Origin of the sequence: Mammaliicoccus sp. D-M19 (genome assembly GCF_022386695.1) — a bacterium.
In the GTDB taxonomy this organism is placed as follows: Bacteria; Bacillota; Bacilli; order Staphylococcales; family Staphylococcaceae; genus Mammaliicoccus; species Mammaliicoccus sciuri.
Map to the genome: position 1 here is coordinate 835918 of NZ_JAJNHW010000001.1, position 12989 is coordinate 848906.

The 12989-nt window shown below is 26.3% G+C and carries 7 protein-coding genes; 1 reads left to right on the forward strand and 6 read right to left on the reverse strand.

Annotated elements, in window-relative coordinates; genetic code table 11:
- Positions 1-387 precede the first annotated feature (387 nt).
- The 6 genes from LQ675_RS04315 to LQ675_RS04340 form a co-directional block, all read right to left on the reverse strand.
- Positions 388-2079: a CDP-glycerol glycerophosphotransferase family protein gene (locus tag LQ675_RS04315; protein WP_239726586.1), complete on the reverse strand. Its 1692-nt coding sequence runs from the start codon at positions 2077-2079 to the stop codon at positions 388-390.
- A 39-nt stretch (positions 2080-2118) separates the two neighbouring features.
- Entirely contained in the window at positions 2119-3144 is a 1026-nt protein-coding gene (locus LQ675_RS04320) for an alcohol dehydrogenase catalytic domain-containing protein (RefSeq protein ID WP_239726585.1), read from the reverse strand.
- Entirely contained in the window at positions 3137-3853 is a 717-nt protein-coding gene (locus LQ675_RS04325; protein ID WP_159314794.1) for a D-ribitol-5-phosphate cytidylyltransferase, read from the reverse strand. Before LQ675_RS04325 ends, LQ675_RS04320 begins: the two co-directional genes overlap by 8 nt.
- 39 nt (positions 3854-3892) lie before the next feature.
- Positions 3893-7948, reverse strand: a complete 4056-nt coding sequence (locus LQ675_RS04330; protein ID WP_239726584.1) for a CDP-glycerol glycerophosphotransferase family protein — start codon at positions 7946-7948, stop codon at positions 3893-3895.
- Between the two features lie 16 nt (positions 7949-7964).
- Positions 7965-11033, reverse strand: coding sequence for a CDP-glycerol glycerophosphotransferase family protein (locus LQ675_RS04335; RefSeq protein WP_239726583.1), 3069 nt, complete (start codon positions 11031-11033; stop codon positions 7965-7967).
- An 86-nt stretch (positions 11034-11119) separates the two neighbouring features.
- A complete protein-coding gene (locus LQ675_RS04340) occupies positions 11120-11461 on the reverse strand; it encodes a hypothetical protein (protein WP_159314791.1) in 342 nt (113 codons plus the stop codon).
- Between the two features lie 386 nt (positions 11462-11847).
- Between LQ675_RS04340 and LQ675_RS04345 the strand changes: the two genes are divergently transcribed.
- Positions 11848-12822: a capsular polysaccharide synthesis protein gene (locus tag LQ675_RS04345; RefSeq protein ID WP_159314790.1), complete on the forward strand. Its 975-nt coding sequence runs from the start codon at positions 11848-11850 to the stop codon at positions 12820-12822.
- Positions 12823-12989: the final 167 nt, after the last annotated feature.

Consider the following 12989-nt stretch of genomic DNA (forward strand, 5'->3'; position numbering starts at 1 on the left):
TGATTTAATTACATATTTCGATTATACCATGCATTTATTAAATACATATATATAATTTTAATTCAGCAATTCTTTTTCAAGATTAAATATTATTATAAAACTTACAAATTGCACTAGTTTTTCTTTAGTAATATTAAATGATTAATAGTTATCTTCTCCATTATATCTTTGTGCTTAATTATGTTACAAAAATTATAGTAATTTGTAGTATAGAATTATTTTATGTTTTATACTTATAAGGCTGAATCTAAAAAAGAGATCAAGCAACACAAAGTTGCTTAATCTCTTAAATTCTATTCAACAGTCCAATTTAGTGGCGAGCCATTTTTATTGAAGTTTTTAAATTGACATAAAGAATGTATTCGAATAACATAAACTTCTTTTTATTTATGTTTTAAAAATATGTTTTACAATGCGTTCGCTTGATTTACCATCTAGATAGTTAAAACTTTTTTTCAAAAACCTAGTTAATTTTTCTTGTTCAAAATCATTTCTATATAATGAGTCTATTAACTCTTCAAACGTATTAACAACTTTACCTGGTACAAATTCATTATATGGCTCATAAAAACCCCTATTTAATGAATATTCTTCTAAGTCAAATGCGTAGAATAACATTGGCTTTTTTAAAATCGCAAATTCATATATTAGTGAAGAATAGTCGCTAATTAAGATATCTGCTACTAATAGGAAATCGTTAATCTCTCTATACTTTGAAATATCTATAAAATACTCCTTATAAATTTCAGGTATAACAATTCCTTTTCTTACAAATGGATGCATTTTAATTAATATAATAGAATTTGTTTCAGAACAATATTTCGCCAATTTTTCAAAGTCAAGCATCTCATAAGGATAATAGGCTGTATAATGACCGCTTCCACGAAACGTAGGTGCATATAAAATAATGTTTTTATTTTTTAATACAGGATAACTTTTTTGTACTTTTTGAATAGCTATTTTCTTATAATGATCATCAAAAAACATGTCCGTTCTTGGTATCCCTAAAGGATATATTTTCGATTCTAAAATACCAAATGCTTCAGCATAATTAGGCACATCTTTCTCCGAACAAACATATACTTTGGTGTAATTCCTATGATTAACTGAATTAAAAAACGGACCATCTTGCATACCTGTTCTACTATAACCAACTGTTTTAAATGAACCTACTGCATGCCAAAGTTGTATTATTTCTTGATTTTTTCTAAAATTCAAATGATATAAAAGCGGGTGATAATCATCTAAAAATATATAATCAGCTTTTCCTAATAGATATGGAAATAAAAATTTATCTATCTTGCTTCTTCTAAGTGACACATTAGACTTATACATTTCATGTAAATTATATTTTTTGTCAAGTCCTTGTTTCATCATTTCCTCATAAATATATTTGATATTTCCAGTTCTATTTCCTCTTGAATCAGAAGTAAATAATACTGTATCACTATTTTTTTTATTTATAGTTTTGGACATAATAAATATACTATTAAAAATAACTCTTCTCATTTCATAAGAAATGTTTTTATATGGGTTTTTTAAAGATTTAATTTTTTCATTGATCATTTTTAATATTTTGTTGGGATTCGAAAATTCAACTTTCAAAATTAATTTATTTGATCTACCGGAAATTATTGGAACTACTCTATATACTATTTCTTTTGTCTGATTTATTTTAGTGAATACATGAGTAAAATTGTTTAACAAAAAATTAATTTTATCATTCTCATTTATTATTAATTCATATTTTCCTCTGCTCTCATCATTCATATCATAGGATACGGGATCTAATAATTTTTCAGATAAATTAGCAGTATATTCAATATCATTTTTAAAAATTATGTTAAAATGACCACTTGGTAAATAACTTCCATCATCACTAATCGCTATATTGAATCTTAATCTAAAAACCCCTTTTTCTAAAAATTTAAATTCATTAGGTTTAAAAATTTTATTAGTATAAACATCCTTTAAAAAAAACTCTCCATCATCAATATCTAAACCAAGAGTATGTCCTTCAATATAGAGTTGAATGCGTTCCCAATATATGTTATCTATTTTTATATTATGTTTGTTCAATTTATTCAACTCCAACAAGTTCCTTTAGTTAATATTAATTTATAAGTCCCATTTAATTATAGTCTTACCCCAGGATTTTGATAAGTCATATTCAAATGCATCAATTGCATCATTGATATTTTTAACTTCAAATTCTTTACTTTTAAGTAGTGCTAATTTCTCTATAACATCTGGATTTTGATCGTAAAATAACGCTACTTCTTGGAAATCTTTAGCACTACTTCTACTACTTCCTATCATTGTTATACCTTTTTCAAGTACTAATCTAGTATTAACTTCTATAGGATATTCACTAACTCCAAGTAATGAGATACTACCTTCCGGAGAAATTAAATCTATTATTTGATTTATTGCTGACTGGCTTCCCTTTCCTCCCACACATTCAAAAGCATGATCAATTTTAAGATCTTTTGGTAAATGATTAATATAAAATATATCATCTACAAATGAAAAATGGCTTAATTTAAAATCAGTTTTCCCAAATACATAGATCAGTGCATTAGGATATAACTTACGTAACAAAATTGCCGTAATATAACCTAGATTGCCGTCTCCCCATATGCCAAAACTACTTCTACTTGAAATAGATTTTTTTTCAAATCTTTGTATTGCATGCCAACTAACTGTCACTAATTCAGAATAAGATATAATACTCAAGTCTATTTCTTCAGGAATTTCAACTATTCTATCATACTCCATAAATACATAATCTTGCATAAAACCATCATATCCACTAGATCTAAATTTACTACTAGCTAAGTAGTTTTCACCAACTATCTCATCTTTCTCCACTGGTGAGTTTGGTACTAAAATAACCTTAGTCCCTTTTTTATATCTGCCTTTAAAATCATATACAACCTCTCCTACAGCTTCATGAATTAAGGACATAGGTAGTTTTTTTTCTAAAACATCCTCATTTCTATTCCCAGTATAATATCTCTGGTCTGCTGCACATATAGATAAATAAAGTGGTCTAACTACCACTTTATTATCTGTTATGGATTCATTATTATAAGTAATCTCAAATTGGCGAGGTGCGACAAGTTGATATACTTGATTAATCATTTATGATTCCACCTTTAATGATTGAATTTGCAACTTTCAAGTCATAAGGAGTAGTAATTTTAATATTATACAGTTCACCTGAAACTAACTTAACATTTTGATTAGAAACTATTAAAATTTTACAGGCATCAGTAAGTATTCCTTTTTCTTGATTTGTAAGTTTATTATAATTTTCAAGTAATAAGTTTATATTGAAAGATTGCGGAGTTTGTCCTTGATACATAATATCTCTAACTGGTATATCATTTATATATTTTCCATCTTCAGAACTTATGATTGTATCTGTAGCAGGAATTACTGTATCGACAGCGCCATATTCTAATACACAGTCAATATTTTCTTTAATTATTCTTCTAGTAAGAAATGGACGAACTGCATCATGAGTAATAATTACGTCTTCATCTTTTAATGTCTTATAGTCGTTAATCGAGCTTATGATATTCATAATTGTTTCATTTCGATCTTTCCCGCCAGCTATTATCTCTATTCTGTCTTCTAAAAGATTATACTTGCTTAGAGTATCTTTAGTATGAGTTACCCACTCTTGTGGAGTAGCTATATATATCTTGTCAAATTCTTTTGTTAGTATAAATTTTTCAAGTGTATGGACAATAATTGGTTTTCCATCCAGTTCTAAAAATTGCTTTGGAAGTGGAACATTTCCCATTCTAGAACCAATTCCTCCAGCCAATATACCAGCATATATCATATTAATATCTCCTATCCCGAATTTATTTCTTTTTCTTAATTATTTTTTAAATCTGTGTCTTAATTTTATTAAGCTTTTATATACTAATTCATTTCTTTTTATAGTATTTTTAATCGGCTCTAAATTACTTTTTGGAATAACATACTTAAGGTTTGCTGATATATATCCTTTGCTAATCTTTAACCTTGGTACACCGTTTTCTAACCATTCTATTCCTTCAATTTTATACTGTGAATATCGAGATAACTTATTTAATAATTTTGTTTTCTCATTAAAATGTATTGAGTTAAATACCGCCGTATCGTCTTTTAATTCAACATAAGGATATTTCATATTATAAATATAATTTTTATAATTGTTATTAACATCTATAATTTCGTTAACATCAACCGGTACATATCTGTTATTAATTCTCAAATATAAAATTTCGTCATCTCCTGTCAGAGTTTCATCAACGAAGTACAATTGCGATATATCATTCTCGATATGTTTAATTGAAGTTAGTGATGGCTGTTCATACCAACTAAAAGGCTTTTTAAAAATAACGTTTTTACTATTAAATGCTTCATGTTTGATATTTGATTTTGTATTGGTATTGTCGATACTTATCGAAATACTTTTATTAGATAATAATATATATCCCTTATTAGTTAGTAAAACATGATAATTATTAGAGTTTATTGCATAGTCTAAAACATCTAGTTTCTCATTTTCACTAGTTACATATATTTCATCTTTTAAATCTGATAATCTATATAAAGTTTGTATTCCTCTTGAATATACGTAATTAATATCACTTATAACACCAACAAATTCTGTACTTGCAGTTATAAAACCATCTTCTATTCTAATTCTTGGCACACCCGAATGTGTCCATTCATAGCCAATCGCTTTAATAATTTCACTTTTTTTGATTCTCCTAGCAGACTTAGAATTCACAGTCCAATTAACATTCTCAAAAACAGGTTGCTCTTTCTTATTAATTATATATTTAGGAAATTCATCAATTTGTATATATCTATTTAAATCATTAATAATAAAATGCTTATTTAAACCTTTAAAATCACTTCTATAGTGTGCATTGATTCTCTTTCTTATACTTTCGCTTGATCTTGCAACCGACATTTCAAGATTTCTAGTAAGTAATCTAATATTAGCAATACCTACTGTTTTAAGATCATATTCAGTAATTTGTGGTGCGAACTCTCTTGTTTCACCATACATACCAATATTATCTTTAAACTTAGAAAATACAGTTGCAATATAATAATCCGTTGGATTTGCAAACTGATATGAATATGATAAATCAGCTAGATTTCTTTCATAGTCTTCTGTAAACTCAGGAACTAATTCCGCATACATTTTCGCAAATCTTTTAATTCCTTCACTAATGCTTTCATGAAATTCATTTTCTTGTGGAATAATCAATGGTTTTACAGTACCATTGTCATCATTTTCATAACCTGGAATACTTAAATAAGGTGTTTGAGCAAATATCGGTTCAAAATAACTATAATTAGAAGGTTTTACAGTAAATCGATGTCGTATCGAATTATCAAAATTAGGTGTAAAGTTTCTTATATAATAAAACGGATTTAGTATTTTTCTACCCGCAGCATTGTCTAAAAGTCTAGTTAAAGTGTCTTGAGTATAACCTCTCCCCCAAAACTCAACAAATGCAAACTTTTGAGAAAAATCAATATTCTCTTTCAAATATTTTGTTACTAATTTTCGTTTTTCTGTTGCTAATTTTAGAACCTCATTATGATAGTCATGTGATTCACTTAATATTCTTCTAATTTCTATTAAATCAGTTTCCCCAATTGTTTTATATTGATATTTATTAAGGTTAGGCACTAAATCTAATAATTTTTCTTTAGAAATTTGGCTACTTGAAACTAAATCATCAAAATTTGTTATATTTGAAAACATTCCAAAAGGTGTAAATGATTCATCATCAATTTTATTTATAAATGAAGCCACTCTCCATGCCTTTCTTGATCCATAAATGTACTTAGTTTTTATCGGGAGATTTAATTCTTTTATAAGTACATCGGCAATTTCCTTCAAGAAATGACCATCTCTTGAAATAAAGTACAATATTTCATACCCTTGCTCTATTGCATGTTTTATTGCCCAATGTACATAAGGAACAAATGCAGAACCAATGTATGCAAAACTATAAAACAACTTATCATCAAACGTCATACTTTTAGCATTTAAGCATTCCCATCTAAACCTTTGGATTTTAGTAGCTATTTTATAACTATCCCATTTATATTCGTGAGTAGATTCATTTATCAAATATCTTTCGAACGGAATATAAGTATCCATATCATGAACAATCGTTTTTATGCCATATCTCCTAGGTACGTTACCATCTGCATGATTATTATCACCATGGTGTATCCACTTCGTGAAGTTATATGAATCTACATTAAAGAATAGATACTCGTATAATTTACCTGTTGATTTTTGATAGCCTATTTCACTAGAAACATAAAGTTTTATATTATTAAACCTTTCATCAACTTTCATGAGCATTTCTTTAATTATATTTTCAGGCAAATACATATCACTTAATAATACTATTTCATGTCCATTAGCTTTTAATGAAAATAATTCTTCAATTTTATCATGTAATGGTTCTACATTTTTAATTTCTTCTTCTATTTCTCTTTTAAATAGGAAATCAAGTTGTTCATTTGATAATTCGAAATTTTCTTGTAATCTTTTTAAAAGTTCATACAGTGATATTTCTAACTTATTAGTCTCTCTTTCAAATACAGTTTTTCTAAATACATCTCTTAAATCCATTTCAACTTGATGCCGTATTTTAGGATATTCTTCTACAAAAAACTTTGGAAATGAGATTTCACTTCTCCTTAAATTCTGCTGTACTTTATAAAATATACTTCTAGGCTCGAGAGTTTTTCTTCTAAACAAAGTATCAAATATATCAAAAGTATGTAACTCAGGGAGCTTTCCTTTTTTGGGAGTAAACGAATCAGCTTCATTAATTATGTTATCAATACTGAAATTTTTGCCGTGCTCAAAAAATTTGTTTAATAAATTTTCAATGTTATTAACTGGCTTGACGTCACCTTCAATTACAGTTAAAAGGTCATTATATGAGTTTACAATTTCACCATCTGTATTTTCAAAATAATCAGCAATTAATTCTGAATCATTAATATACTCATCATAATCCGGTATATAACGGATGTACTTGTCAACACCAGCTTCCAATAAATCGTAAAAAATAGATGAATAGTCAACTATACCTATATCAATTTTGTTGAATATTTCATATATATCGAATTCATCATTCCATAAAATTATATTTGAATATTCTTGTTGGTTTGTTATTACGTATTGGTACTCAAGATCTTTTGTCATAAATGGATGCACTTTAATAATCATGCACGAATTTGTATTAGCTAAACTTCTATTAAGTTTTGCTAAATCTGGGATTAATGAGCTAAACACTCCATTTATCTGTCTATATCTATAAGTTGGTGCAAATAAGTAAACTTTATTATAATCATCTAATTTAGAAAGTTGAGTATAGTTATCAATTTGAGTTAAGTCAGAATCCTTATAAACTATATTCCTAGGATATGGACCTTTAATAAAATGCTGACTGTCAATTAAAGTATCTTTTTTAAAATGCTGATCCATAAATGGGGATGTAGATAAAAATAACGTGTTCTTTTTATACAAATCAGTATTCTTTATATATTTTTTTACAATATCTTGACTAAGTGCTGATTCCATCCCCAAGCCAAGCTCAATATGTTTAATACCTACACCATGCCACATATTTAAAATTGTAATATTATCATTCATACTACTTGGATATGTTTGTCTAAAATTTTCATTAACATAAACATCAGCATTCTTGAATAAGTAATTTGAAATATTAGAATTCAAATATGTTGAATTGAATCCTAATGATTTTACTTTTTGAGCATCTTCTTTGTTATCTGCTATCCACCATAGTTCATGGGTTTTTTTATAATGTTTGTTCATATACATAAACAAGGCTTTTGGATTACCTTGCCATTTATACGTACCAAATAACCATAATTTCATTAACTACCTCAACCTTTTATTTTTTTATTTTTCTATATACTTTTTTAATTACTTTATTTTTCTTTATAAATTTATTGTAAATATTATATGCTGCTTGAACACCTTTTGGAGATCGCTTAATAGACATAATCTTATTTTTTGTTTTTAACGGTACCTTTTTTCCAATTAGTTTTTTGGAGGCCATTTTATAAGTTATTGGGGGTGCATATTCTACTTCTGGTTCAAATAGAATTACAGAGTCTTTAAGGGGAGCAAAATATTTAATAATAAGTTCATCATCTGGTTTATTTCTAAAATAATCTACTCCAAAATCATAAAAGTTTCTCTCAATTTCATCTTGGTCAATAAACTTTAAATTATAAAATTTATCTATGAATTTTGGTAACAAGTTTTCCATAGACTCATATAAATTTCTATCATTTGGTTTATATTCGATATTAGGAATTATTGTTTCACCCTTATATTTATAATTACTAACAGATTTATATGGGATATTAGCAAATATAGATTCTATGAAAATCAAAGAAGTCATTTTGGAAGTATAATTATATCTTATTACGTTACCAGTAGATTGATATATACTTCTGGCATAAAAGAAAATTGTACTAACACTATCTTTAGTAATATTAGATAACAGTCGATGTAAACAGTCTTGCGTATAACCTCTACCCCAGTATTCTACAAATGCAAATTTTTCATTAAAATCAATTTCTTGACTCAAATATTTATTAACTATTTTTCTATCATTCTCAGCTTTTGATAATAAATATTCGTTATATTTTTGATTTCTTTTTGCAGTTAATCTAATAAGTTCTTTTGTTTTGTAATCAAATTTTCCATCATGTTTTAAAAACAACAGATCTGGAAAAATATCAGCAAACTCATTCTCTGTAAGATACAACGCATCTAACATACTTTTGTAATTTGTTAAACCTGCAAAATTTCCAAAAGGTGAATAAAATTCTTCATCTACTTTATTAATAAATGACGGTATTCTCCATGCCTTCCTAGAACCGTATATATATTTAGTTTTAATATCATAATTTTGATGACTAATTATTTCATCTGCTACTTTTTTAAGTAAATCTCCGTCTCGAGATATAAAATATAAAGTTTCTATTTTTTCGTTTATAGCTTTTTTTATACACCAATGAACATAAGGCACAAAATAACTACTTATATAACTAAAAACATAATAATCTCGGTCAGATGAAACTTCATTTCTAAATCTTGCAAGTAATGTAGCAAGTAAATAAGTATCATAATTTTTATTACGATTTATAAGTTGATTTTCATATTTATTAAAAGACAACAATTTTTGTTCATTTGTTCTTATATTTAATTTTTGAGGTACATTTACATCTGCATGTTTATTATCACCATAGTGTACCCAACCTTTGTAATCATATTCCAGGTCTTCAAAAATATCTAAGTATAGCAAGCTAGTAGACTTTTGGTTGCCAATTTCACTAGATAAATAAAGCGATAAATTTTCAAGGATGGGACTAACTCTAGTTAACATTTTCTTAATAATATGCTTTGGTAGGTACATGTCACTTATTAAAATGACTTTTTCACCGCTATTAACTAGTTTAATTAATTCATCTAATCCTTCTTTTCTCGCCTCAACATTTGACAGTTCTGCTTGAATCTCTAATTCCATTAATAAATCAGTATCTTTATTACTCAAACTATATATATCTTGTATTCTCTTAAAAATGTCTTCAAAATATATTTCTAATCTATTATCTTCCCTTATAAACTGAGATTTTTTATAATAATCTCTAACATACTTCTCAGCTTGTATACGAATTCTTGGATAGTTTTGAATGACATAGAAGGGTACTTGAGTATCTTCTCTTAATAATTTATCTTTGACATAGTAAAAAATACCTTCTGGCTTTAATGTTTTTCTTTGAAGAATTGTGTCAAAAACATCAAAACTATATAAAGTATTTAAGCCTTTATCTTTTATTTTGAAATCCAGAGTCTTACTTATAATTTCTTCAAAACTACCTTTGTCATAACTCCAGAACTTTTCTTTTAGATGTTTTAAATTATCATCATCTTCTTCATAACACCTTATATTATCCAAAGCATCTAGTAATTCATTGAAATCATTTGATATAATACCTGATGTGTTTTCATCGTAATTTTCAATAAGATTACGATTGGAAATATATTTTTCATAGTCATAAATATATCTAATGAATTTTGTAACACCCGAAGCTAATAAATCGTAATAAATTGAAGAATAATCAACTATACCAATGTCAATATCTTCAAATAATTCATATATATCTTTTTCTTCATCCCAAAAAATAATATTTGGATTGTTCTTATATTTATTTTTAATATTTAAATACTGTACGTCCTCTTTAACTAAATAATGCATTTTAATTATCAAGAGTATATTATTTTTTTGTAACTTTTCCAATAATAATGAAAAATCAGGAATTGCCTCTCCAAAAAAACCTTCCATAGAATAGTCACGGAAAGTTGGAGCATATAATGCAATTTTAGTATCCTCGTTTTTTCTTTTTTCGATAAGAATACTTCTATTATCACTATTAAACCTTTTTTTATCATACATTACTGATGGATAACCACTTTTAATTACTTGATCACTATCTAATTTAATCATCTTTGAAAAATGATTTTCCATAAATTCAGAAGTTACTAAAAACAATTGATTATTACGATATACATTATTGTATTTTATATATTTTTTATAAGTTCTATATTTTATACCTGGTGATTCAACAAATCGCTCAATAGGTTTTAATCCTACTCCATGCCATAAATTTAACATAATCACTTCATCTTTGAATTTATTAGGAATATGCTCTTTAACTTGATGTACAACAAAAACACCAGCTATCTTTTTAATTTTTTCTGCTTTTTTTGAAGAATATAATTCTGCCTCATATCCTAACTCTTTAATATTGTTAACAACCTTCTCATCGTCACACATCCAATAAGCTTTTATATCTTTTCTATATTTATTAATATATATAAATAGCCATTTGGGGTTTCCGATAAATTCATTTGTTGCATTAAAAATCCAAACCTTGTTATCTCTCATATATTCGTTCTCCACACTTTAAAAGTATATTATTCAATCATTTTAATATTATTACCAATCGTACTATTTACTTCTACTAAAATTTTTTAATTGTTTTTTAACCAAACTGATTCTTCATATGCATATACAGATTCTTGATAGTTATTACTCCTTGGTAATATGCCTTTTTTAATTGCTTCATTATAAGCATTCATTTTTGTTTGTTCGTCTTCTTCACTATAAATAATCTTAGCTAAATCTTTCTCTGTTTTTATGTTCAAATCTTTTTCTGGTTTATTTTGAGTTTTACTTTTTTTCTTAGTTGCTTGGTCAGTTTTTTCTTGTTTTGTATCTTTACTATCCGTTGAATTATTATCATTTTTAATCATATAAATTGCAGACAATACGGTTAGACAAAAAATAGCAGCTACAAAAATTATATTTTTCAATATTTTACCTTCTTCCCTATGTAAATATCATCATTATTATTAAACTACAAATTATTACATTTGTAAATTTGATTTTAACAATTTTAATTTTAATTTCCTATTTCACCATTATTAAATCTTTTGTATAATCCATTTAAAAAAGCATTATTAGTATATTTATTAACAATTTACTTTTATTAAATTTAATGACACAAAAAGATCCCCTTCATAAATGATTGCTTTTCTAAATACATTATAATTAAAATTTATTGATCACATAATTCGTATTCTTATAAACAACTTTTTGTTCTTAAAAATATTTCTCATTTTATTTTTCACAATTAAACTGTTTTTTTATAATAAATTGTAATAAAATTAAGTATATTACTTAGTGAAAGGAAGATAAAATGATTAATACACATACTGCTCAATGGATGTTAGAACTAGAATTAGCTTGGCGTGGAGGATCAAGAGGAACCTCTTCAGGAGTGAATGATCACATAAGAAATGGATTAAATGATGAGTATTTAAATAAAATAGATATTTCTGATCTACTAAGAATTCACCATAACTCTGCATTTATAAAATATAATACTCTTGTATTTTTAAGTGATAATTTGCGCTACTTAAAAGAGACAGTTAAAGACAAACCAGAAGACATAAAAGATAACAATGTTTTTTTATATTGGAATACTGGATGGGATAGCTCACCTATTATGATACAATCAGTAAAAAAACAAGTAGAAAAAATTTTTTCTAATTTTAATATTATTTTTCTTGATGATCAAAACTATTTAAATTATTTAGATGAAGAGATCACTATATTCCCTAAAAATATTAATAAATTAAAAGAAAATTCAATTGCTCATTGGAGTGATTGGTTACGTTTAAATATTTTAAAACAACATGGTGGTTTATGGGTAGATGCTACAGCATTTCCCACAGAAAAAATCTTAGAAACTATCCAAGATATAAATGAATCAAGCGCACAGGTTTGGGCACAAAGATCAGTTGGGTTTAATCAAATATCCAATTGGTTAATATATACAAAAGAGAAAAATAATTATCCAATTTCTATTATGCTATCAGCTATAAATTTATGGTTAGAGAATCATGAATCCTTCATTGAATATTTTCAGTTCCACACATATTGGTATTTCTTAAGCCAAATAGATAATGAATTTAAGCGACAATGGGAAAATTCTCCAAAAATAAATTCAGCTCCTACTTTTGAACTTTGGAAAAAATCCAGAGAGGTCATTAACATTGATGAATTTAATTCATTATTTAATAGTACTTATATTCATAAATTATCATATAGTTACAATGATATTAAACCTGATACCGTTGCAGATCGTTTGGTAAGAGTGAGTAACGAGTAATTTTTTGAAATTAATCTCTTAAAATTCGTTAATTCTTAACCTATAAAAATCAACTTAATTAGTATTTAAATCACATAGAAGTCAAGGTTAAATTACCAATAAACTTTAACCAAATATAATCCCACACAAAAAAGTAACCTTTCTTTTTCATGAAAGGTTGCTTTTTG

Bases quoted from the DNA above. Each gene is read 5' to 3' on its own strand.
- LQ675_RS04335 (WP_239726583.1), bottom strand. From the start codon at position 11,033: ATGAGAGATAACAAGGTTTGGATTTTTAATGCAACAAATGAATTTATC.
- LQ675_RS04345 (WP_159314790.1), top strand. From the start codon at position 11,848: ATGATTAATACACATACTGCTCAATGGATGTTAGAACTAGAATTAGCT.
- LQ675_RS04325 (WP_159314794.1), bottom strand. From the start codon at position 3,853: ATGATATATGCTGGTATATTGGCTGGAGGAATTGGTTCTAGAATGGGA.
- LQ675_RS04320 (WP_239726585.1), bottom strand. From the start codon at position 3,144: ATGATTAATCAAGTATATCAACTTGTCGCACCTCGCCAATTTGAGATT.
- LQ675_RS04330 (WP_239726584.1), bottom strand. From the start codon at position 7,948: ATGAAATTATGGTTATTTGGTACGTATAAATGGCAAGGTAATCCAAAA.